19 protein-coding genes, 2 tRNA genes and 1 other RNA gene are annotated in these 23,011 nt (G+C 66.7%); 9 read left to right on the top strand and 13 right to left on the bottom strand.

Features of this window, described 5'->3' with window-relative positions; genetic code table 11:
* Positions 1–84 precede the first annotated feature (84 nt).
* From E2F48_RS01325 to def, 3 genes are all read left to right on the top strand, one after another.
* Positions 85–157, top strand: a tRNA-His gene (locus tag E2F48_RS01325).
* Positions 158–288: 131 nt separating this feature from the next.
* On the top strand, positions 289–1,443 hold the full coding sequence (locus tag E2F48_RS01320; RefSeq protein ID WP_133402218.1) for an acyl-CoA dehydrogenase family protein: 1,155 nt from the start codon (positions 289–291) through the stop codon (positions 1,441–1,443).
* Positions 1,444–1,508: 65 nt separating this feature from the next.
* Positions 1,509–2,081, top strand: a complete 573-nt coding sequence (def, locus tag E2F48_RS01315; protein WP_133402217.1) for a peptide deformylase — start codon at positions 1,509–1,511, stop codon at positions 2,079–2,081.
* 48 nt (positions 2,082–2,129) lie between these two features.
* On the opposite strand, the gene E2F48_RS01310 is transcribed toward def, so the two are convergent.
* Together E2F48_RS01310 and rnpB are read right to left on the bottom strand one after the other, a co-directional pair.
* Complete coding sequence (locus tag E2F48_RS01310) at positions 2,130–3,410, bottom strand: MFS transporter (protein WP_133402216.1); 1,281 nt, start codon at positions 3,408–3,410, stop codon at positions 2,130–2,132.
* A 165-nt stretch (positions 3,411–3,575) separates the two neighbouring features.
* Positions 3,576–3,974, bottom strand: an RNA gene (gene rnpB / locus E2F48_RS01305) — RNase P RNA component class A.
* Between the two features lie 57 nt (positions 3,975–4,031).
* Here rnpB and E2F48_RS01300 point away from each other — a divergent pair.
* Positions 4,032–4,796: a YaaA family protein gene (locus E2F48_RS01300; RefSeq protein ID WP_133402215.1), complete on the top strand. Its 765-nt coding sequence runs from the start codon at positions 4,032–4,034 to the stop codon at positions 4,794–4,796.
* 95 nt (positions 4,797–4,891) lie between these two features.
* Here the strand turns inward: E2F48_RS01300 and E2F48_RS01295 are convergent, their stop codons facing one another.
* The 3 genes from E2F48_RS01295 to E2F48_RS01285 all read right to left on the bottom strand — a co-directional run bounded on the left by E2F48_RS01295 (position 4,892) and on the right by E2F48_RS01285 (position 7,629).
* Complete coding sequence (locus E2F48_RS01295) at positions 4,892–5,839, bottom strand: reverse transcriptase-like protein (RefSeq protein WP_342772569.1); 948 nt, start codon at positions 5,837–5,839, stop codon at positions 4,892–4,894.
* 5 nt (positions 5,840–5,844) lie between these two features.
* Positions 5,845–6,585, bottom strand: a complete 741-nt coding sequence (locus E2F48_RS01290) for a zinc ribbon domain-containing protein (protein ID WP_133402214.1) — start codon at positions 6,583–6,585, stop codon at positions 5,845–5,847.
* Positions 6,586–6,738: 153 nt separating this feature from the next.
* Positions 6,739–7,629, bottom strand: a complete 891-nt coding sequence (locus E2F48_RS01285) for a Nif3-like dinuclear metal center hexameric protein (protein WP_133402213.1) — start codon at positions 7,627–7,629, stop codon at positions 6,739–6,741.
* Positions 7,630–7,802: 173 nt separating this feature from the next.
* On the opposite strand from E2F48_RS01285, the gene msrA reads away from it, so the two are divergent.
* The 3 genes from msrA to epsC all read left to right on the top strand — a co-directional run bounded on the left by msrA (position 7,803) and on the right by epsC (position 9,978).
* Complete coding sequence (gene msrA, locus E2F48_RS01280) at positions 7,803–8,327, top strand: peptide-methionine (S)-S-oxide reductase MsrA (protein WP_133402212.1); 525 nt, start codon at positions 7,803–7,805, stop codon at positions 8,325–8,327.
* A gap of 103 nt (positions 8,328–8,430) precedes the next feature.
* Positions 8,431–9,366 carry a cysteine synthase A gene (cysK, locus tag E2F48_RS01275; RefSeq protein WP_133402211.1) on the top strand — a complete coding sequence of 312 codons (936 nt, stop codon included), beginning with the start codon at positions 8,431–8,433 and terminating at the stop codon, positions 9,364–9,366.
* A gap of 24 nt (positions 9,367–9,390) precedes the next feature.
* Entirely contained in the window at positions 9,391–9,978 is a 588-nt protein-coding gene (gene epsC / locus E2F48_RS01270; protein WP_120165367.1) for a serine O-acetyltransferase EpsC, read from the top strand.
* Positions 9,979–10,042: 64 nt separating this feature from the next.
* Here epsC and gndA read toward each other — a convergent pair whose 3' ends face one another.
* On the bottom strand, positions 10,043–11,479 hold the full coding sequence (gene gndA / locus E2F48_RS01265; protein ID WP_133402210.1) for an NADP-dependent phosphogluconate dehydrogenase: 1,437 nt from the start codon (positions 11,477–11,479) through the stop codon (positions 10,043–10,045).
* 188 nt (positions 11,480–11,667) lie between these two features.
* Between gndA and rlmN the strand changes: the two genes are divergently transcribed.
* Complete coding sequence (gene rlmN / locus E2F48_RS01260) at positions 11,668–12,882, top strand: dual-specificity RNA methyltransferase RlmN (RefSeq protein WP_246018463.1); 1,215 nt, start codon at positions 11,668–11,670, stop codon at positions 12,880–12,882.
* Positions 12,883–13,108: 226 nt separating this feature from the next.
* Here rlmN and E2F48_RS01255 read toward each other — a convergent pair whose 3' ends face one another.
* The 7 genes from E2F48_RS01255 to E2F48_RS01225 form a co-directional block, all read right to left on the bottom strand.
* Complete coding sequence (locus tag E2F48_RS01255; RefSeq protein WP_165968662.1) at positions 13,109–15,538, bottom strand: Ig-like domain-containing protein; 2,430 nt, start codon at positions 15,536–15,538, stop codon at positions 13,109–13,111.
* A 502-nt stretch (positions 15,539–16,040) separates the two neighbouring features.
* Entirely contained in the window at positions 16,041–16,511 is a 471-nt protein-coding gene (locus tag E2F48_RS01250) for a hypothetical protein (protein WP_133402208.1), read from the bottom strand.
* Between the two features lie 124 nt (positions 16,512–16,635).
* On the bottom strand, positions 16,636–17,361 hold the full coding sequence (locus E2F48_RS01245; protein ID WP_165968661.1) for an SGNH/GDSL hydrolase family protein: 726 nt from the start codon (positions 17,359–17,361) through the stop codon (positions 16,636–16,638).
* Between the two features lie 281 nt (positions 17,362–17,642).
* Positions 17,643–17,718: transfer RNA gene (locus E2F48_RS01240), tRNA-Val, on the bottom strand.
* 118 nt (positions 17,719–17,836) lie between these two features.
* A complete protein-coding gene (locus tag E2F48_RS01235) occupies positions 17,837–18,688 on the bottom strand; it encodes an NAD-dependent protein deacetylase (protein WP_246018506.1) in 852 nt (283 codons plus the stop codon).
* 104 nt (positions 18,689–18,792) lie between these two features.
* Positions 18,793–19,266, bottom strand: a complete 474-nt coding sequence (locus E2F48_RS01230; RefSeq protein WP_133402206.1) for a redoxin domain-containing protein — start codon at positions 19,264–19,266, stop codon at positions 18,793–18,795.
* Between the two features lies 1 nt (position 19,267).
* Positions 19,268–19,687, bottom strand: coding sequence for a DUF3052 domain-containing protein (locus tag E2F48_RS01225; RefSeq protein WP_133402205.1), 420 nt, complete (start codon positions 19,685–19,687; stop codon positions 19,268–19,270).
* 429 nt (positions 19,688–20,116) lie between these two features.
* On the opposite strand from E2F48_RS01225, the gene aceE reads away from it, so the two are divergent.
* Positions 20,117–22,870: a pyruvate dehydrogenase (acetyl-transferring), homodimeric type gene (gene aceE / locus E2F48_RS01220; protein WP_133402204.1), complete on the top strand. Its 2,754-nt coding sequence runs from the start codon at positions 20,117–20,119 to the stop codon at positions 22,868–22,870.
* Positions 22,871–23,011 lie beyond the last annotated feature (141 nt).

Below are 23,011 nucleotides of genomic sequence, written 5' to 3'. Positions count from 1 at the left end.
GTGTGTAAACTTGTTTCCGCTGCCTTTAGCGAATCGATCCGGGGCCCGAGCGCAGACCGGGCCGGGGAACGAAAAGGCTGCATGGTGGGTATAGCTCAGTTGGCAGAGCGCCTGGTTGTGGTCCAGGAGGTCGCGGGTTCAACCCCCGTTACTCACCCGAAGAGGCCGGTCGTTTCAACGGCCGGCACAACGAGCCGCCTCGGAGATCCTCCGGGGCGGCAGTTGTTTTTTCAGGGCTTTGCCGGCAGGCGAAGGAACCGAGCCATTGACACCGCTGAGGAGTGCCGCATGGAGCGCCGAGTGTTCGAAGAAGATCACGAGCTATTCCGCGAAGTTGCCCGCGAGTTCAACGTCCGGGAGGTCGCCCCGCATTACGCGGAGTGGGACCGGGAGCACCGCATGCCGCGCAGGCTTTGGGAAGCCGCCGGCGAGCAGGGCCTGCTCGGGATGGCCGTGCCCGAGGAGTTCGGCGGGGCCGGAATGTCGGACTACCGGTTCCGGGCCGTCCTGGACGAGGAGTTCGCCCGGAGCAACCACCTCGCCGTCGGTCTGGCCTTTCACCTCCACGACGACATGGTTCTGCCGCACCTGCTGGCCTACGGCTCCGACGACCTCAAGGAGCGCTGGCTGCCCGCCATGGTCTCGGGTGAGAAGGTCACCTCGGTCGCGTGGACCGAACCCGGCGCCGGCAGCGACCTGCGCGGAATCCGTACCAAGGCCGTCCGCGACGGCGACGACTGGCTGCTGAGCGGACAGAAAACGTTCATCGGCAACGGCATCACCGGCGATGCCTCGCTCGTGCTCGCGCGCACCGACGGAGGGAGCGGCCGCGGCGCCAGCGACTCCTTCACGCTGTTCATGGTGGAGAAGACCGAGGGCTACTCGACCGGCCGGCAGCTGGACAAGATGGGCCTGAAGGCCTCGGACACCGCCGAACTGTTCTTCGACAAGGTGCGGGTTCCCGGCAACAACGTGGTGGGCGAGGTCGGCTCGGGCCTGCGCTACAGCCTCGAGCAGCTCCCCCAGGGCCGCCTGGGCATCGCGGTGGCATCGGCCGCCGTCGCCCGCGCCATCTACACCCAGACCCTCACCTACACCCGCGAACGCAACGCGTTCGGCGAACGGATCCTGGACTTCCAGAACACCCGGTTCGAACTCGCCGACATCCTCACCGAGGTCGAAGTCACCGAAACCTACGTGGATTCGGCCATGACGGCCTTCAACGAGGGCCGGCTCGACGCCGTCTCCGCCGCCCGGGTCAAGCTTTGGGCCAGTGAACGGGTCAAATCCATCACCGACCGCTGCCTCCAGCTGCACGGCGGGTACGGCTACATTCTTGAGTACCCCGTGTCGCAGGCTTTCCTCGCCGCACGCCTGCTGACCATCTTCGGCGGCACAAGCGAAATCATGCGCGAGACCGTGGGCCGCTCGATCGCCGGCTAGCGCCGGCACCACGTCACCATCCCGGGAGGCCCCTGGCCGTCCTCCCGGCACCACCGGAAGGACCCATGGCTGTTCACCCAGTGACCATCGTCGGAGAACCCGTCCTGCACCGCAGGGCAGCAGAGGTCGAAGCATTCGACGACGAGCTCCGAGCCCTGATCGCCGACATGTTCGAGACCATGGACAAGGCCAACGGCGTCGGGCTCGCCGCCCCGCAGATCGGCGTGGGCCTGCGCATCTTCGTATACGGCATGGCGAACGACGACGGTGTGCCGCCGCGCGGCGTCCTGGTCAACCCCACGCTGGTCACCTCCAAGATCTCGGGCGCCGACCCGGACCCCGAGGAGGAGTCCGAGGGGTGTCTGTCGGTGCCCGGCGAGGCCTATCCGCTGAAGCGGGCCGAATGGGTGAAGGTAACCGGGTTCGACGGCGACGGGAAGCCTGTGGAGTTCGAGGCCACCGGCTGGTTCGCCCGCTGCATGCAGCACGAGTATGACCATCTCGACGGGAAGCTGTACGTGGACCGGCTCAATGCCCGCCAGGGCCGCAAGGCCAAGAAGGCGGTGAAGGCCCATGGGTGGGGCGTTCCGGGCCTCACCTGGCTGCCGGGAGTCGACCCCGATCCATTCGGCCACTGACGCACTGCTCCAACGCACACGCCCGACGCCGCCCTGCGGCAGCAGCGGTCAGGGTGCTTGGGCGCCGTCCGCCTCGGGGGCCGGCTCGAGGTCCTCGAGCCGCTGCACCCGGCGCAACGGCCCCAATAGGGCGATGAGCGGCGCCCCGCAGGCGATGAGGACGCCGGTCAGGACGGCCTCCCGCACCCCGAAGAGATGGGCGAGGGTTCCCGCGGCGAAGCTCGCAAGGGCCAGCATCCCCCAGCTCACCGTGCGGGACGCGGCGCCCAGCCGTCCCATCATCCCCGGTGGACAGACCTGCTGCCGGAAACTGGCGCCCACGACGATGTTCCAGGCCACGCTGGCGCCCATCACGAACATTCCCAGCACGCCGACGAGCATGCCCCACCCCGGGGTCATCAACAGCAGGGACGCATAGCCCGCCACTCCGGGCACCATCGACCAGCGCCACAGCGGCCCGGACCCGAACCGTTCACTCATGGCCTTGGCGGAGATCCCCCCGACCGCTCCTCCCGCGGAGGCACTGGCGAGCAGCAGGCCCAGCCACACCTCGGATTCACCGAGCGTGCGCAGCACCAGCAGCACGATCAGGGACGCGGCGATGTTTCCACCGAGGTTCCACAGCGCCGCGTTGAAAAGGATGGCCCGCAGGGGCCCGGTGCTGAAGGTGTATTTCATGCCGTCGGCCATGTCCCGAAGCAGGCGGTGTTCGGTCTTCGCGAGTTTCACCTCCTGCACCTTCAGGCGCGAGACCGCCCCGAGGGAGACCAGCGAGGCCCCCACCTGCACCAGGAGTGAATTGGATGCCCCGGCGACCGTCGTCAGCCAGCCGGCGAGGGAACGTCCTGCGGCATCGGCCGCTGCTCCCGAGCCGGTCATGAGCCCGTTCCCCTCTACGAGTTCATGCTTTGAGACGGCCTGCTGCACCAGGGCCGTGTCGGCAAGGTTGAAGAACACGGACGTGAGTCCGGCCGCGAACGCGACGGCGAAGAGATGGACGGTGGTGAGTATGCCCAGCCAGTAGGCCAGCGGAAGGGTCAGCAGGACGGCGACCCGCACCGCCAGCGACCAGAGGATCACCGGTTTGCGCGGGAGCCGGTCGACCCAGACGCCGATGACAAGGCCGAAGAGCAGCCAGGGCAGGAACACCATTCCGGCGAGGGCGGCGACTTCGAAGTTGCTCGCGTTGAGTTCGACGGCGGCTACCACCGGCAGGGCGACGGCGGTCACGGCATTGCCAAAGACCCCCGCCGTACCCGAGATCCACAGCGACCGGAAGTCCGCGTTGCGCACCAGAAGGTGCCTTCGCGGCGGGGCGGTGTCGGTCATTGACACAGAGTAGCGGAGCGCGTGTGATTGCTATCACCCGGGCGGACGTTCGGAAAGAAAAAACTTTCCGGTGGGTTGACCCTTTTACTAAATCTGCCTATTGTTCGCGGCCGCATTACCGCGCGGTAACCCGGATCGCGCCGGGGACCGCTCAGGGCCGGTCGGGGGATGGGCCGACCGGTACGCCGGGTTCTGTTCTCCCGCTCCGTTGCCGGTGCGGGAGCGGCGGCCATCCATCTACGAACGCCGTTGCCGACGCCCTCCAGCGGCCTACCCGGACACTCGGGCGAGCAGCCCTCAAATGCGCCCTGTCTGGCCTTGCTCCGGGTGGGGTTTACCGAGCCGTGCCGGTCACCCGGCACGCTGGTGGTCTCTTACACCACCTTTTCACCCTTACTTCCTCCGACCGCGAGGGCCCCGGGAAGCGGTCTGTTTTCTGTGGCACTGGCCTGCGGGTTACCCCGAGTGGGCGTTACCCACCACCCTGCTCTGCGGAGCCCGGACGTTCCTCGGTGCCTGCGGCATCTTCCGACCCGCAGCCAACGCGACCGCCTGGTCGACCCATCCGCCTCCAAGTGTACGGTGAACCCGGACGCGGGCCGGAATCGGTAGAGTATTCGGGTGCTGATTTTGCTGCCCCCGTCTGAAGGTAAGTCCGCGGCGGCGCAGGGTGTGCCGGTATCCCTCGACAATCTCCACTTCCCCGAACTGAACCCCGCCCGGGAGCGGGTCCTGCGGGCCCTGCGCGACGTCAGCGCCACGCCCGACGCGCACGAGGTGCTGGGCGTCGGCGCATCGCTCGGGGCCGAGATCCTGCGCAACACAGCCCTCGACACCGAGCCCGCGGCCCCGGCCCACAACATCTACACGGGCGTCCTCTACGACGCGCTGGACTACAACGGGATGACCCCCGCCCAGCGCCGGAAGGCCCGGGAGCACATCGTGGTCGTGTCGGCGCTCTGGGGCGCGGTGCGCTTCGGCGACCCGATTCCGGCGTACCGCCTGGCCATGTCCGTGACGCTGCCCGGTGCCGGGAGGCTCGGCTCCTTCTGGAAGAACGTCCTCGACGCCCCGCTGCGCGCCCACTCCGAGGGGTCCCTGATCATCGACTGCCGCTCCAGCACGTATGCCTCGGCGTGGACTCCCCCGGCGGAGCGCACCGTGGCCGTCAATGTCTTTGCCGAGCGGGACGGAAAGCGCACAGTGGTGTCGCACTTCGCCAAGCACACGCGCGGCGCCCTCGCCCGGCACCTGCTGACGCGGCGGGGCAAGGCGCCCTCGACACCGGATCAGCTGCTGTCGGCGGCGTCCGAGGCATGGAGGTCCGAGCTTGAGCCGGCCTCCGGGAAGAAACCGGCCCGTCTGAACCTCGTCCTCGACGCCTGAGGCGGGTCCTGCCGCAGGCGGGTGCACTGCTTAGGGCGCGCTACTGGACATGGTGCACTGCCTGGCCGCGTGCGCTGCCGGAACCAGAGGCACTGCTAGCCGGCGTCGGCCACCAGCTCCACTTCGAACCCTTCGGCGTTCTCGAGGTAAGCCGCATAGTGTTCGGCTCCCCCGGCGAACGGGTGCCGGTCCGGGAAGAGCAGCGTCCAGCCGTGGCTCGCGGCGCGCCGGGCCAGCAGGTCCACCTCGCTGCGGGTACCTGCACGGAAGGCCAGGTGGTTCAGGCCCGGACGGCGGCGCTCGTGCGGTGCCGCGTGAACGTCGGGCCCGGACTCAAGGACGAGGTAGAACCCCTCGCCGCTGTAGCTGACGCCGTCGGCCCAGGAGTCCTTCTCGGCGAATCCGAGGCGCTCCAGCAGCCAACCCAGGCTGTTCCGGGCGGCCTCAAGGTCGGCAACCCATACCTCAAGATGATGCAGCCGCCCCGGCGCCCGCGGCGGTGCCGGCGGCTCGGGAACCGCCTCGGGTGCCTTGGCCGCCGAGGCCGGAGTGCGCGGCTTCCACGGAACGCCCGACATGCCGGCGTCCATCGCTTCGTTCGACAGCCGGTCGGCGTCCTTGTTCCGCTCCCGCGGGATCCACTCATAGGTCACCCGGCGTGGATCGACGACCTTCCGGGCCTTCGCGGCGAGGGTGCGCATATCGGCGTGCTTGATCTGCCAGCGGCCCGACATCTGCTCGACGACGAGCTTGGAGTCCATCTTCACGTGGATCCGGCTGCCCGGATTGATCTCGTTGGCCAGTTCAAGGCCCGCCACGAGCCCGGAATACTCGGCCACGTTGTTGGAGGCCTTCCCGATGTACTCGGCCTTCTCCACCAGGATCGCGCCGGTCTTCGGGTCGCGGACAAGCGCGCCGTAGCCGGCGTGCCCGGGGTTGCCGCGGGAGCCGCCGTCGGCCTCGACGACGAGCAGGGGCGCATCCCCCGACGGGTCCGCACCGGCGCGGGCATGCGGGTCGAACAGTTCTGCATCGAATCCCACGGGTGTCAGTGTCCCCACTCCGCGGAACGCACCAGGATGGAGCCCGAGTCGGGGCACATCACGATGTCGTCCGCCGCCGCCTTGGAGATGTCAGCGAGGTCACCGGGGCTGAGCTGCATGCCCGAGCCCTCGGACTTGCCGTGGAAAAGCCTCGCCGCCCCGACGCCGCGGCGTGCCAGCGTCTTCTCGTACAGGCCGAGCAGTGCGGCATCGAAGGTCGAGGCGAGCTCATCGCGCTGGACCTGCACCTCGGCGCGCTGGGCCCCGAGCGTTTCGAGCTCGGCATCCCGTGCCGCTTCGAGCGCGGCCAGTTCGCTGCGGACGGAGTCGGTGCGCTGCTGGACCTCCTGCTGCGCGGCGCGGGCCTGTTCGACCCGCTCCATGACATCGAGTTCGACGTCCTCGAGGTCCGAGCGCCGGCGGGTCAGGGAGGCGACCTCGCTCTGCAGCGCCGTGAGGTCCTTCGAGGTTCCCGTGCCGCTGTTGAGCCGCTGTTCGTCGCGCTCGAGGCGCGTCACGACGGCCTGGACGTCGTCCTCGGCGCGGGTCAGCTCCCGCTCGAGGTCGGCCAGCTCGGTGGTGGCCTTGACCAGTTCGCCGTCGACCGTGGCGACCCTCGCCTGGAGGGCTGTGATCTCGGGGTTGTTCCGCACCACCGCTGCCTGCCGCTGGAGCTGGTTCAGCCGGGAGTCAAGCGCCTGCAGATCCAGCAGTCGCAGTTGTTCCTCTGGTGGAGCCTTGGCCACGGTTATCCTCCGGTGTGTGGGCGACTGACGTTCCGTCCTAGCCTATTGCACGGACGGCGGAGACCTCCACGGATCCCACCCGTCCCGCTGCGGGGCGGCGCGCACAGTCGACCGGGCGCCGGTTCCGCCCGGTTCATTGCTGAGGCGGGACGCTCAGGCGTGGCCGGGGGTGAGGACGAAGTCCCAGGGGTCGGTGTTGACGCTGCTGACCCGGATGTCGGTCAGGAAGCCCTGGTCGGTCAGGACGTTGCCGAGCGCGGCGGCGGCCGGTGTGAGCCAAAGCCACTCACTGCCGAAGTGCGACACGTCGATCAGGTAGGGCCGTCCGCCCGCCGCCCGCTCCCGGGCCTCGGACGCTGGGTGGTGGCGAAGGTCGGCCGTGACGAACACATCGGCCTGGCTGGCACGCACGGCGTCGAACAGGCTGTCGCCGGCGCCGCCGCAGACGGCGACCCTGCGGATCAGCCCGTCCTTGTCCCCGGCGACCCGGACGCCGCCGGCCACCGACGGAAGGATGGAGAAGACGGACTCGGCGAAGTCGGCGAGGGTGGTGGCATCCGGGAGGTTTCCCACCCGGCCAATGCCCTCCTCGGGCAGGCCGTCCTGGGAGCGTACGAGCGGTTTTACCTCGCTGAGTCCGAAGGCGTCGGCCAGGACATCGGATACCCCGCCCACGGCGCTGTCACCGTTGGTGTGCACCGTGGCCAGGGCGCAGCCGCTTTCGATCAGCCGGTGCAGCACCTCCCCCTTCGGTCCGGTGGCAGCCACCGAGTTCACCGGCTTCAGGAGCAGGGGGTGGTGGGAGATGATCAGCTGCGCGCCCCAGGCGAGGGCCTCGTCGAGCACCTCGCTGGTGGGGTCGACGGCGAAGAGGATGCGGCTGACCTCGACGTCCGCACGGCCGGCCACGAGGCCGACGGCATCCCAGCCTTCGGCGAGGCTTTCGGGCCAGAGTTCCTCGATGGCCAGCAGGACCTCACCGACTGTCGGAACCGTTTCCGTCCCGCTTTGTTCCGGGCTGGAGGGCTGCAGGTTCTCTTCCATAGGACCAGTTGTACCCCGCGCGCCGCGCCGCCGACCAATTATGTGGTCTCGATCAACTTCGGCGTGTCGCGCTCTGATCGCGGACGGGTGCTGGTAAGGGATGGCAGCAAGATACCGCTGTGACTCTTGCCACGGGTGGGAATTCTCGGGCGGTCACGCGCATTGTACAAGGTATGAAAACTTTTGTACTTGGCGGAGGCTGCTTCTGGTGCCTCGACGCCCTCTACCAGAAAACCCGCGGCGTCACGGCGGTTGTCTCCGGCTACACGGGCGGCCATGAGAGCCACCCGGATTATGACTCGGTCAGCGCCGGCACCAGTGGCCATGCCGAAGTCGTTGCAGTGACCTTCGATGAGACCGTCATTCCGGAGGAGGTCATCCTCGATATGTACTTCGTCTCGCACGATCCCACCACGTTGAACCGGCAGGGCTACGATGTCGGGACCCAGTACCGGTCCTCGATGTTCTACCAGGATACGGAACAGCAGGAGCTCTTCGAGAAGGCCATCCAGCGCAACCAGGACAAGTGGAGCAACCCGATTGTCACCGAAGTGACCCGGCTCGGCGCCTTCCACGAAGCCGAGGAGTACCACCAGAACTACTACGCGAAACACCCCGAGCAGGGCTACTGCCAGGTGATTATCAATCCGAAGCTCGCCAAGGCGCGCAAATATTACGCCGAATGGCTTGTCGCGTAGTCGGGGCATACGCCGGGAACTAGGCTGACCCCGGCGGCTCAGCGCCCCTAGTTCCCTATCCACCCGTCACCCCGCGGCAGACCAGATCAGGCAGGCTCACTCAATGGCACGGATATACGACGACGTCACCCAGCTGGTCGGGGGCACTCCCCTGGTGCGCCTCAATCACCTGGCTGAGGGCCTGGGGGCGGACGTGGTGGTCAAGCTCGAGTTCTACAACCCCACCAACAGCGTGAAGGACCGCATCGGCGTCGCGATCGTCGACGCCGCGGAGCGGTCCGGTGCGCTGCGCCCGGGCGGCACCATCGTCGAGGGCACCTCCGGCAACACCGGCATCGCCCTCGCGATGGTCGGTGCGGCGCGCGGGTACAAGGTCATCCTCACCATGCCGGAGACCATGTCCACCGAGCGCCGCGTCATGCTCCGGGCCTACGGCGCGGAGATCGTCCTGACCCCCGGCTCCGAGGGGATGCGCGGGGCGGTGGAACGCGCCAAGGAGATCGTGGCGAACACCGAGAACGCCATCTGGGCCCAGCAGTTCGCCAATGCCGCCAACCCGGAGATCCACCGGACCACCACCGCCGAGGAGGTCTGGGAAGACACCGCCGGCGCCGTCGACATTTTTGTCGCCGGCGTCGGCACCGGCGGCACCATCACCGGCGTCGGGCAGGTCCTCAAGAAGCGCAAGCCCGGCGTGCAGATCGTCGCCGTCGAACCGGCCGACTCCCCCATCCTCAACGGCGGGGCGCCGGGTCCGCACAAAATCCAGGGCCTGGGCGCGAACTTCGTGCCGGAGATCCTGGACACCGATGCCTACGACGAGGTCATCGATGCCTCCGTCGAAGACTCGGTACGCGTTGCCCGCGCGCTGGGCACAAAGGAGGGAATCCTCGGCGGCATCTCCTCGGGAGCCATCGTATGGGCCGCCCTTGAGCTGGCCAAGCGGCCCGAAAACGCCGGTAAGCTCATCGTGGCGGTCGTGTGCGATTTCGGCGAGCGGTACATCTCCACGGTGCTCTTCGACGACATCCGCGCCTGACCCGCCCTCTACGAGGAGGAAGCCTTGAGCTTTTTAGGGAGACTGCGCGAGGACCTGGAGACGGCCCGCACCCACGACCCAGCGGCACGCGGCGCGGTCGAGAACACCCTGGTGTACTCCGGCCTGCACGCCATCTGGGTTCACCGGCTCACGCACCGGATGTGGACCCGGCCGGGGCTGCGCCTTCCGGCCCGCATCCTGGCCCAGCTGGCCCGGGCCGCGACCGGAATCGAAATCCACCCCGCGGCGGTCATTGGACGCCGTTTCTTCATTGACCACGGCATGGGCGTCGTGATCGGTGGAACCGCCGAGATCGGTGACGACGTCATGATGTACCAGGGCGTCACCCTGGGCGGGCGGTCCCTCGAAAAGGTCAAGCGCCACCCCACCATCGGCGACGGCGTCACCATCGGCGCCGGAGCGAAGATCCTTGGCCCCATCACCATCGGCGCCCGCAGCGCCGTGGGAGCCAACGCCGTCGTCGTCAAGAGCACGCCGCCGGAATCGATCATCACCGGGATCCCCGCGACCTACCGGCACCGCGACGCCCGCCGGGAGACCCTTCCCGCCGTGGATCCGGCCGAGTACGTCGACCCGGCTATCTACATCTAGCTTCTCCACCACAGAAGAAAGGCCCCGGTTTCCCGGGGCCTTTCTTCTGTCTGAGCCGGTTGGACTAGTGGGTGTCCACGGCTTCGATTTCGGAGCGGTCACCGCTCCACTGGGTGTGGAAGGTGCCCTCGGCGTCGACCCGGTTGTAGGTGTGGGCGCCGAAGAGGTCGCGCAGTCCCTGGGTCAGGGCGGCGGGCAGGCGCTTGCGGCGCAGGCCGTCGTAGTAGGCCAGCGACGAGGAGAAGACGGGCACGGGGATGCCCAGCTGCACCGCCGTGGCCACGACGCGCCGCCAGGCCGGCACGGCCTCGGCGATGGCCTCCGCGAAGGCCGGCGCGAGCAGCAGGTTGGCCGGGCGGTCCTCGCCGGCGTAGGCCTTCATGACGTCGTCGAGCAGTTCGGCGCGGATGATGCAGCCGGCCCGCCAGAGCGATGCGATCTCGTCGAGCTTGAGCTCCCAGCCGTACTCCTTCGCGGCGGCGCCAAGCATATCCATGCCCTGGGCGTAGCTGACGATCTTCGAGGCGTAGAGGGCAAGGCGCACGTCTTCGACGAACGACTCGGGCAGTTCGACGCTCGACTCGTGGCCCTTCAGGGTCTCCTGGGCCAGCAGTCGCTGCTCCCGCTGCGAGGACAGGCCGCGGGCGAACACCGACTCGGCGATGCCCGACGTCGGGCTGCCGAGCTCAAGGGCCGAGACGACCGTCCAGCGGCCGGTGCCCTTCTGGCCGGCGGAGTCGACCAGGATGTCAACGAACGGCTTGTCGCTGCGGGGATCGGTGTGGCGGAGCACCTCGGCGGTGATCTCGATCAGGAAAGACGACAGGGTGCCCTTGTTCCATTCGGTGAAGATATCGGCCTGTTCGGCCGGTTCGATGCCGGCGGCCGAGCGGAGGACGTCGTAGGCCTCGCCGATGACCTGCATGTCGGCGTACTCGATGCCGTTGTGGACCATCTTCACGAAGTGGCCGGCGCCGTCGGTGCCGATCCAGGCGCAGCACGCCTCGCCCTTGTACTTGGCCGAGATCTTCTCGAGCATGGGGCCGAGCGACTCGTAGGACTTGCGGGAGCCGCCGGGCATGATCGAGGGCCCGAGCAGCGCGCCCTCCTCGCCGCCCGACACGCCGACGCCGACGAAGAACAGGCCCTTCTCGGCCAGCGCTGCCTCGCGCCGGCGGGTGTCCTCGTAGTGGGAGTTGCCTGCGTCGATGATGATGTCTTCGGGCTCGAGCAGCGGCACCAGCTGATCGATGACGGAGTCCACCGGCTTGCCGGCCTTCACCATGATCAGGACCCGGCGCGGCTTCTCGAGCGAGTCGACGAGCTCCTGGAGGGATTCGGTGCGGATGAAGTCGCCCTCGTGGCCATACTTTTCGAGCAGGGCGTCCGTCTTTTCGATCGACCGGTTATGCAGGGCCACGGTGTAGCCGTTGCGGGCCAGGTTGCGGGCGAGGTTGGCTCCCATGACGGCAAGCCCGGTCACTCCAATTTGTGCACTCAATTGTCTCTCCGATGCTTCGAGGCGCGTCGTTGGCGCCTGCGCTGAGTGGGGGCATCTTCGCCCCCATCCCTTACTCCTCAGCCTATTACCGGCAGCGCTCCGGAAGCCACAGGACGGGATATGGCCTCGGTAACATTCCCGGCCGGCTGCGGACTCCCCGGGAAACAAGTCATGAAACAATGGAGGTGATGACTGACGCGACTCTTTCCCCTGCTCCCGCCTCCCGCCCCCAGGTCCGCCCGGAAGTGGAGGGCGCCGCCCCGGTCGTCGGCAGCGACGGGCGTCCGCTGCTCCAGTTCAAGTCTCCGCGCGTGAAGCAGCCGCCGGTGCACCTGGCCGACCTGACGCTCACCGAACGCCAGGAACGGCTCAAGGAACTGGGCTACCCGGCATACCGGGCGAAGCAGCTCTCGACCCATTACTTCAGCCACTACACCACCGACCCCGAGCTGATGAGCGACCTCCCCAAGACGGGCCGGGCGGAACTGGTGGAGGCGATGTTCCCGCCGCTGCTCACCAAGGTCAAGCAGCTCAAGACGGACAACGGTGACACCATCAAGTTCCTGTGGCGGCTGTTCGACGGTGCGCTGGTCGAGTCGGTCCTGATGCGCTACCCCGGCCGGGTCACCCTGTGTGTCTCCTCACAGGCCGGGTGCGGCATGAACTGCCCCTTCTGCGCCACCGGGCAGGCGGGACTGACCCGGAACATGTCGACCGCCGAGATCGTGGACCAGGTCGTTGCCGCGAACCGCGTCCTTGCCGCGGGAGAGCTCGGCGGGACCCGCACCGACGGCGGGCACGACGCCGACCGCGTCACCAACATCGTCTTCATGGGCATGGGCGAGCCGCTGGCGAACTACAAGCGCGTGATGGCCGCGGTCCACCGTTTCGTCGACGACTCCCCCGAAGGCCTGGGCATGTCGGCCCGGCACATCACCGTCTCCACGGTCGGACTCGTGCCGGCGATCAACAAGCTCGCGGCCGAGGACATCCCTGTCACCTTCGCCCTGTCCCTCCACGCGCCCGACGACGAGCTGCGGGACGAACTGATTCCGGTCAACACCAAGTGGAAGGTGGACGAGGCCCTCGACGCCGCCTACAACTACTTCGCCACCACGGGCCGCCGGGTCAGCATCGAGTATGCCCTGATCAAGGACATGAACGACCACCCCTGGCGTGCGGACCTGCTCGCCAAGAAGCTGAACAAGCGCGGCAGGGGCTGGGTGCACGTCAACCCGATTCCGCTGAATCCGACGCCGGGATCCATCTGGACGGCCTCGGAGCCCGCCGTGACTACGGAGTTCATCAACCGGCTCCGCGACGCCGGCATCCCGACGACGCTGCGCGATACGCGCGGCCAGGAGATCGACGGGGCCTGCGGGCAGCTGGCCGCCGCCGACTGACGCACCCCAAACGACCGCCGCGCTCGAGAGCGTCCCGCTCACCCGAAAACGACGAACGCACCGGAGTTAACCGGTGCGTTCGTCGTTCTTGAGTGCGTTCGTCGTTAATGGACGCGACAGTCGCGTCCACGCGATGGGGCAATTACGCCCGGGCAATGCAGTGCCGGGACCCCATCCCCACGGATGACGTCCCGGCACCCGGCATCGAATGCCAACGGCGAGCTATCTACTTGAAGGTGAGCACCAGCTTCGGTGCTACCGTGCTGCCGGCCTCCCGGGAGTTGAGGTCAAGGCCGTCGCTGCTGGTGGAATCGAGGCCCAGGGAGAGCGGTTGGCCGAGCTCGCCGGTCACACTGCCGACCGACAGCGGAACACTGTACTTGGTGTTGGTCGCTGTCGGACCCAGTGTGCCGAGGCTTGTGCCCAGCGCCGGCCTGTTGGCGAACGTGATCCCCGTCTCGGTCCAGCCGTCAACGGTGACCAGCTTGACGTTCTGCGTACCAACCGACCCGCTGCCGGCGCTCTGCAGCTGCAGCGTCGCACTCTCGAGTGTCCTGGCGGCATAGGCCGACAGGTCGAACTTCAGGTACGAGACCTCCACCGGGCTGCTGTCCACACCCAACATCGTCGAGGTGCCATAATTCGTGCCCGTCGTCCCACTCTCCACGTAGCTGTCGGCGGTGGCCGTGAGCGTGACGGTCTCCGGGGTCCCGCCGCCCGCAGCAGCCGTGGTGAAGGTCCACGTCCTGTCCGCGGCCAGCGCGTTGCCGGCAGCATCCTTGACCCCACCGCCCTTGATCACCGCCGTGTATGTCGTGCCTGGGGCCAGGTCATTGGTCGGGTTCAACGTGGCTACCCGATCGGTGCTGTTGTACGTCACATTCGCCGCCACCGGCGTTGTCGAACCCTGAGCCGTCAATGTGAACGTAGACGACGTCACCGTCGCAGCATCCATCGCCTCTGAGAACGTTCCGGTCGCGTTGGCGGCGACCGAAACACCGGTCGCAACGCTCGGCGAAACAGCCGTCACCGTCGGAGGCGTAGTGTCACCACCACCGGTTGCGGGAGCCGTGGTGAAGGTCCACGTCCTGTCCGACACCAGCGCGTTGCCGGCAGCATCCTTCACGCCAGTTGCGCCGCCCTTGATCGTCGCCGTGTATGTCGTACCCGCGGCCAGGTCACTACTGGGGTTCAACGTCGCGACATTGCCGCTGTACGTCACGGCGGCCGGCACCGCCGTTGTCGACCCCTGCGGGGTCAGCGTGAACGTGGAGGACGTAATCGTCGAGGCAGTCATCGCCTCCGAGAACGTCCCCGTCACATTCGCCGACACCGCCACATTGGTCGCACCAGCGGTCGGGGAGGTTGTCTGCACCGTCGGAGCCGTCGTATCAACACCACCGCTACCTGCTTCGTAGTGGTGCCAGTACCGGCTCGTGGCGTTCACATCGGCGAGCAGCAGCAGACCGCTGTTAGGCGTGCGCGCCGAATTGAGGTTCTGTTTCGTCGATGTCACGTTGTGCACATACTGGTCTGCGTCAACGATCACCGGCGTCTTCGAGGTAGTGAAACCGATGTTGCTGAGCGGCGTGGATTTCTCGTAAATCGCACCCCCCGAGCTTGTACAGGCACCAGCGTTGGTTGTACCACTGGGCTTCGGATAGGTGGCGAACGTGCGCAGCCTCTGCGCAGCTTCATCGATCAGAACGATCACCCGGTTCGGGCACTCCGCCACGGTGGCGATGGTGTGCGCCGTCCACGTCGACGTCGAGTTGTTCAAGGCCAACAGCTGGATCAGCGGCTGGGACCCGGTCGTGTACGACGTCTTGATCGCAGCGAAGACCCGACCACCGGAGGAGTCCAGCCACTTCAGGTTCATGTGGTCATCACCGCTGCGCTGCCCCGACACGGCCCCCACGGGAGTGCTCCAGGAGCTGTTTGACGCTCCATCATTGTGGAAGCTGAAGTACATGCCGTCGGTCGAGTCACCGACCTGCCGGCTCCACATCAGACCCATCTTGCCGGGCCCGTAGGAAACCAACGCCGACGTGTCGTCCACCGATACGTTGCTCAGCGACGCAGGATGCGCGAACGGCGACCCCCAGGTCTTGCCGTCGGTGCCGGTGACATTAAGGTAGATCCGGTTCCCCTGCTGCCAGGTGGCCCAGACCCGGCCGGTCGTGTCCTTGTCGATCGTCAAGGCCTCAACCTTGGAGTTGTTGATCTGGGTGCTGCTCAGCAGCGTGTAGGTCTTACTGCTCGAGTTGTAGCTGTACCGCTTCATGGTCGTTGGGAAGTTCGGCTCGGCCGGCAGACCGTCGTTGACGAACCGATAGCTCGCCACATGCAGGGTCGACCCGTCCCACAACACGTCGTGATGGGTACTCGCCCGCGTATCCGTCGCCACGCCCGTATCCACCCACGATTTAGTGGAGGTATTGAACTTGAAGATGTGGAAATCCGAGCTGGACGTGTCCCACAGGTTCCCCCACCAGAGCCCGTCGTGGAACCACAGGTTGCTCGTGGCCCGCTTGGTGCCCGTGGGCGTCCCCGTGCCCGAATGCGACGGACCTTCAATTCCAACATCACCCGGAGCACCCGATGCCGCCACCGGTACCACCAGAGTGGCCAGCGCAACCAGCAGCGCCGTCGCCAATGTATTAACCCGCAGACTCAGGGGCCCGCGTCGACGCGGACCACCTCTGCGCATTAGTCCGAGTTGAGAAGTCCTGCGGCCGTCACCACGACGGCGAAATGAGAAAAATGCAGCGTCCAGCACCAGTTGCCCCCTGGAATTGAAGGTGGATCCCCAGTGCGTCAAGTGTGGAGTGGGCAATCCATCGAGCGCAACCCCAATTGGAATGACTTTCTACCCTATTTAAATGCACTCTCTACCTTTAAACGCGCCCTCTTCCGAATTTGGGCTGACTCACGACGCGCCGGGATGGGGTCAGCCGTCCGTCGCTCGGGCGCGAAGATCCGAGGAAGATGCGTGACAGCCGGGTTCGATTGAGCAATATAGCGACGACCCACGGTGCCAGGAGTGCGGGAAGGAGGATCTAGGCGCGGCGTTCATCAAGTGGGAGTGCCAGCAGCCCGAGGACATAGGTGTGGGTCAGGACGACCATGCGGCATCCTGCAGTGAGCCTGGTCGGGAGCTAGTTCGCCGGGACTGGGAGACGGGTGAAAATACCTTCGAAGATGAGGATGAGTCCGGAGCTGATGAGAATGGCGGACGCGACGCTCAGGACCGGTGTGCCGAGGTCGCCATGCTTTCTGTCAAGGCGTGCGGACACCCCGGCGAGGATGGGCGCGGCGCCGGTGACGAGGAGGATCGCCCCGAACCGGATCGGCCCGACGTTGGTGGGGCGGGGGCGTTGGAGGCCGTGGCCGGCGACCATGACGATGAGGGCCGAGCCGGCCACTCCGAGGGACATGGGCAGCGGGGCGGGGGAAGGCCCGTACAGGTAGGTAGCGGTGGTGGCCCCGGCGATGACTGGAAGGCGCAGCGTGAAGGGTAAGCGCTCGAGTGTACGGAACATGATGGCGGAGAAGAACAGGGCGGGCATGAACCAGTAGGCGCCGAACGCCCCGCCGTTGATAGGTCCGCCAAGGATGGACCAGATCACATCCCGGGGTGCCAGGACCCCCCCGGTGGTTCAGGATGAGGATGTGGGCGAGGAGGATGACGACCAGCCATGCGAGGTAGGGGAAGCAACTTGTCTAACAGCGGTCGCAGGGAAAGGCAGGCAACTAGGTGAGCGAAGCGAGAATTCGGTCGGCGATCACACGGTGGCCCGCGCTGTTCGGGTGAAAGGTGTCGGCAGCCCCCACCCAGGTTGGAGCACCGTCGGGTCCCCGTAGCGAAGCATCCGCGAACAGGCCTGTGAGGGGGATGTAAGTGCCGCCCTGGGCGGTGCAGGCTTGCCAGATCGCAGCATCCCGGGCGCTGGTTCCGGGAATCGAACTGGGCCGCCACGCCCCGAGGCAAATCAGTTGCGCCTTCGGGGAGGCCTCGACGACCCTGTCTAAATATGCGGTGTACTGGTCGGCGAAAAGGGCCGGGTCGGTGCCGAAGTCGTTTGTGCCGAGTGCCACCACAGCAATATCCATGCCCACGGGAACCTCGTACTCATCAGCCACTCGTTGCAGCGTGGCACCCGACCGTGCTGTCACCGTCGTCTCCCCCACCCGATCACCCAGTTCGGTGACCACGAGACTGCGAAATGCCTCAGCCTCGGTGGTCGCGTGAACGCCCACCGTCAGTGAATCCCCGCTGAACCAGACGGACAGCGGCCCTGCGGTGGGAGTCGGAGACGTCGATGCGGACGGCAGCGGGCTCGGGGTGCGGGCGGGGGCGCCGCCATTCTCCGCGTTCACCCGCTGACCTTGAAGAATGTTCGAACCGATAAAGAGGACGGCCGCTACTGCCATCGCGACCACCGCAAAGCCGAATTTTCGATTCCGTTTTTGCGCCAAGTGTTCCCCCAAATTTGAGACCTGCACCGATTATGCACCAACTCCTCTCCGGTCATGGTGCAGGTTCTGTGGGCGGAGTTCTCGGTGGCGCGCACCGCGTGGGGCGAAACCTCCACCACGATGGATTACCGTCGCTTCGCTGTGGCGGTGTTAACCCCATGCAAGGTTGCTCGACCTCGAATATCTGGATTCCGCAGTATCGACCGGAAATGAGGAAATCCCGGAAACGAGGAAACCCCGCCAGCTCAGGGGCAAAAGCCTCAGAGTTGGCGGGGTTCCGCTGGTGGGTCCTACCGGGATCGAACCGATGACATCCACGGTGTAAACGTGGCGCTCTACCAGCTGAGCTAAAGACCCAAATGCGTGAACGCGGCGCGCCGGGAATCCGGAGAAGCGCTCATCACGAGGACTGACTCTACCCGATGACCGACGGCACGCGCCAATCGCTGGCGCCCGGCACATTGGCAGTCCATGGTCAATTCTCCAGCGCGGGGAGCCTCTCCGCGAGGTAGGTCAGTGACTCCGATACTCCGGCGTCGATGAGCAGGGTCGCCAGGTCGTCGCCCCGGGTGGCGCCGCGGTTGATGATGACCACGGGCTTCCCGGCCTTGTGCGCGTGGCGGACGAACCGCAGCCCGCTCATCACGGTGAGTGAGGATCCGGCGACCAGCAGGGCCCCGGCCTCGTCCACCATGCGGTAGGCCTCGGTGACCCGGTCCTTCGGCACGTTCTCGCCAAAGTAGACAAAGTCCGGCTTGAGCATCCCGCCGCAGACCGGGCACGGTGCGATCACGAAGTCGGCGGTGTCGTCGACATCGGCGTCGGCGTCGGGGGCGACGTCCCCGGCGTCGGCCTCGCGCTCGAGGTAGCCGGGATTGAGCTTTTCGAGCAGCTCGGCGATTTCGGCCCGGCGGAACGGCGTCCTGCAGTTGAGGCAGACAACCCGGTCGTAGGTGCCGTGGAGATCGATGACATTGACGCTGCCCGCCGTTGAGTGGAGCCGGTCCACGTTCTGGGTGATGAGCCCGGTGATCAGCCCGCGCTGCTCGAGCCGGGCGACGGCGGCGTGGCCCGGGTTGGGGTCGGCGTGGCGCAGGTGGCGCCAGCCCACGTGGTTGCGGGCCCAGTACCGCCGGCGGAGGGCTTCATCGCCCACGAACTGCTGGTAGGTCATCGGGTTGCGCGGGGGCGACGACGGCCCGCGGTAGTCCGGGATGCCCGAATCCGTGCTGAGGCCCGCCCCGGTCAGGACGGCGAGCCGCAGGCCGGAGAGCAGTTCCACGGCAGAATCGAGCCGGCATCGAGCATCCGCATCGAGGGGTGCCAGAGAAGTGGAGCCGTCCGTCGCGAATCCCGTGAGTCCGAAGCGCGGATTGGCCGCCGGATCCGCTGGCACGGGCTCGCCGGGCGGATTCTGTCCTGGCTGCACGCTCACGCCGCACCGTCCAGCAGGGCGACGGCGGAGGCATAGTCCGCCGCGCTGCGGGGCTCTCCCGGGCCGGAGCTGACGACGGAGGAGACGACGCCGTGGGAATCGAGGAAGAAGGTGAACCGCCCCGCGTGGCCCGCCCGCCCATCGAACACGCCGAAGGCCTGGGCTGCGGCGCCGTGGGGCCAGAAGTCCGAGAGGAGATCGAAGGAAAGGCCTTCGGCCTCGGCATAGGCCCGGAGGGTGTACTTGGAGTCGGTCGAAATACCGAGCAGCCGTACATCTTGGGCCGAGAAAAGACCCCGGGAGGCCTCCAGATCCGCCAGTTCCCGGGTGCAGATTCGGGAGAAAGCCGAGGGAAAGAAGACAAGCGCCGCGGGTGCACCCCGAAGCGCACTCAAGCGAACCGTTTCGCCATGCTGGTTCACCAGCTCGGCATCGGGTGCGGGCTCACCCGGAACAGGGAGCCGCGTCACTCTACTGCTTCCGCCGGCTCACCAGGCGGGTTGCGGCCCACTCCTTCGAGACCCCCGCGGAGGAGGTTGAGTGGAGCCCTGCGGTGGGCGCGGCCTCCTGGATTTCGGACGGAGCCACGTAGCCCTCGCGCCCGGGCTTGGGGGTGAGGACCCAGATGACGCCGCCTGCGCCGAGGGAAACCAGCGCGTCGACAAGAGCATCGACGAGATCACCGTCGTTGTTGCGCCACCACAGGATGACGCCGTCCACGACGTCCTGGTCGTCCTCCATCAGAAGTTCCGACCCGATGTCAGCCTCGAGGGCGTCGCGGAAGTCGAAGTCGACGTCCTCGTCGTAGCCGAGCTCCTGAACAAGGTCACCGGTCTTGAAACCCAACTTGCCCGCCACACTTACTGCAGTGGCGGCTTCGGCCTCGCTCACTTAGTTCCTCCTGAAGAACGCCGGGACCGTCCAGGTGACGAATCCGCACAAAGCTAGTCTTGTATTACTACCAGCCAACACCTTTATACGCCACGCTTCAAGCTGGCATGACCTTTGCCCGGGCTGCTGCGCGCCCCTGCCGGTCGGCACCGCTCCCCTCTTCCCCCGCCGCGCACCGCCCATCGACCGGCCGACGCCGCCCTGGCGCGGCGGCCCACGGGCGGGACGCCGCGGCCCCGCCGTCCGCCGTTTCGCCCAGCGCGAAGCCGCGGCTACGCATCCGGCCCGCCGCGGCGATAGAGTGATTCGGTGAACGGCCTCGGTTAATCAGCCCCCGGCCGGACCTGCACAATCATTCGGGCAATCGATCCGAAGCACAAAGTCATAAGCGTCGCTGACATCATCGGCGACAAGTGGAGAGGTTTTCGCGTGGCTGCAGAAGAAGGTACGGCAGATATTTTGAGTGGTCTGACCGTGGGCAAGCCCGATGGCGACCCTGAGGAGACAGCTGAGTGGATCGAGTCCCTCGATCAGCTCATCCGCACCCAGGGCACCGAGCGGGCGCAGTACATCATGCGTTCGCTGCTCCAGCGGGCAGGAGCCCAGAGCGTCGGCGTTCCGATGGTGACCACCACGGACTACGTCAACACCATCCCCGCCGACCAGGAGCCGGAGTTCCCCGGCGACGAGGAGATCGAACGCAAGTACCGCGCATGGATGCGCTGGAACGCTGCGGTCATGGTCCACCGGGCACAGCGGCCCGAGATCGGCGCAGGCGGACACATCTCGACCTACGCCGGAGCGGCGACTCTGTACGAAGTGGGCTTCAACCACTTCTTCCGGGGCAAGGACCACCCGGGCGGCGGCGACCAGGTGTTCTTCCAGGGCCACGCCTCCCCCGGCATGTACGCCCGGGCTTTCCTCGAAGGGCGCCTCACTGAAGAGGACCTCGACGGGTTCCGTCAGGAGAAGTCGCAGGAGGGCCACGCGCTCTCCTCCTACCCGCACCCACGGCTCATGCCCGAGTTCTGGGAATTCCCCACCGTGTCCATGGGCATCGGCCCGATGAACGCCATCTACCAGGCGCAGTCGAACCGCTACCTTCACAACCGCGGGATCAAGGACACCTCCGACCAGCAGGTGTGGGCGTTCCTTGGCGACGGCGAAATGGACGAGCCCGAATCGCGCGGCCTCCTCCAGCTTGCCGCCAACGAGAACCTTGACAACCTGAACTTCGTCATCAACTGCAACCTGCAGCGCCTCGACGGCCCGGTGCGCGGCAACGGCAAGATCATGCAGGAGCTCGAGGCATTCTTCCGTGGCGCCGGTTGGAACGTCATCAAGGTCGTCTGGGGCCGCGAGTGGGACTCGCTGCTCGAGAAGGACAATGACGGCGCGCTGGTGGAGATTATGAACACCACCCCTGACGGCGACTACCAGACCTTCAAGACCGAGTCCGGCGGATTCGTCCGGGACCACTTCTTCGGCAGGTCGCCGGCCACCAAGGCGATGGTCGCGGACATGACCGATGCACAGATCTGGAACCTCAAGCGGGGCGGCCATGACTACCGCAAGGTGTACGCGGCGTACAAGGCGGCCACCGAGTTCAAGGGCAAGCCGACCGTGATTCTCGCCAAGACCGTCAAGGGTTACGGCCTGGGTCCGCACTTCGAGGGCCGCAATGCGACCCACCAGATGAAGAAGCTCACCCTCGAGGACCTGAAGGCGTTCCGCGATCACCTGCGGATCCCCATCACCGACGAGCAGATCGACAACGACCTCTACAACCCGCCGTACTACCACCCGGGCCCGGACGCGCCTGAGATCAAGTACCTGCTGGAGCGCCGCCGTGAGCTCGGCGGGTTTGTGCCCGAGCGCCGCACCAAGCACACCCCGGTCGCGCTCCCCGGCGAGAAGGCCTACGAGGTCGCCAAGCGCGGCTCCGGCAAGCAGCAGGCCGCCACCACCATGGCGTTCGTGCGTGTGCTCAAGGACCTGATGCGGGACAAGGAGTTCGGCAACCGGATCGTGCCCATCATTCCCGATGAGGCGCGCACCTTCGGCATGGACTCCTTCTTCCCCACGGCGAAGATCTACAACCCCAAGGGCCAGAACTACCTGTCGGTGGACCGGGACCTCGTCCTGGCCTACAAGGAGTCGATTCAGGGCCAGATCCTGCACGCAGGCATCAACGAGGCCGGTTCGGTGGCTGCTTTCACCGCCGCGGGCACGGCCTACGCCACCCACGGCGAACCGCTGATCCCGGTCTACGTCTTCTACTCGATGTTCGGGTTCCAGCGCACCGGTGACTCCATCTGGGCGGCCGCCGACCAGATGACCCGCGGCTTCATCATCGGAGCCACGGCCGGACGCACCACGCTCACCGGCGAGGGACTCCAGCACGCCGACGGACACTCGCCGCTGCTGGCCTCGACCAACCCCGCGGTGATCACCTACGACCCGGCCTACGGGTATGAGATCGGGCACATCGTCCGCGACGGCCTGCGCCGGATGTACGGCGAGAACCCCGGCGGTTCGGAGTCCGACCGGAACCTCATGTACTACCTCACCGTGTACAACGAGCCGTTCGTGCAGCCGGCCGAACCGGAGGAACTCGACGTCGAGGGCCTGCTCAAGGGCATCTACCTGCTCAAGCCCGCGAAGGTCGACGGCCCGCGCACGCAGCTGCTGGCCTCGGGCGTGGCGGTGCCCTGGGCCATTGAGGCCCAGCAGATCCTCGCCGAGGACTGGGGTGTGTCCGCCGATGTCTGGTCCGTCACATCCTGGAACGAACTGCGCCGCGACGGCATTGCCGCCGAGGAGGAGGCATTCCTGAACCCTGGCGGGGAAGCCCGCAAGCCGTTCGTCACCCAGCAGCTCGAGGGTGCCACCGGCCCGATCGTCGCCGTCAGCGACTTCATGAAGGCCGTGCCGGACCAGATCCGGCAGTTCCTGCCGAACGAGTTCGCAACGCTGGGCGCCGACGGGTTCGGTTTCTCCGACACCCGCGCCGCCGCCCGCCGGTTCTTCAAGATTGACAGCCACTCGGTCGTCGTCCGGGCGCTGGAGATGCTCGCCCGCCGCGGCGAGGTCGACGCCAACGCACCGAAAGACGCCATCGAGAAGTACTCGCTGCTCGATGTGAACGCCGGAACCACCGGCAACACCGGAGGCGAAAGCTGATCCTGGGCAAGGGCCCCCGGGCCTGATCCGGTGACGGCGGGCGGTGGACGGAAGTCCACCGCCCGCCGTTGCGTTTAAGCACTTTCTTTGTAGCTGTCCCACAAAATGGAGCTTCCCGGGCGAAAACCGTATGCTCAGTTC

The organism is Arthrobacter crusticola, assembly GCF_004357995.1.
GTDB classification, from domain to species: Bacteria; Actinomycetota; Actinomycetes; order Actinomycetales; family Micrococcaceae; genus Arthrobacter_D; species Arthrobacter_D crusticola.
The sequence above is the reverse complement of the archived record's forward strand: the minus strand, read 5'-3'. Positions and strand labels throughout refer to the sequence as shown.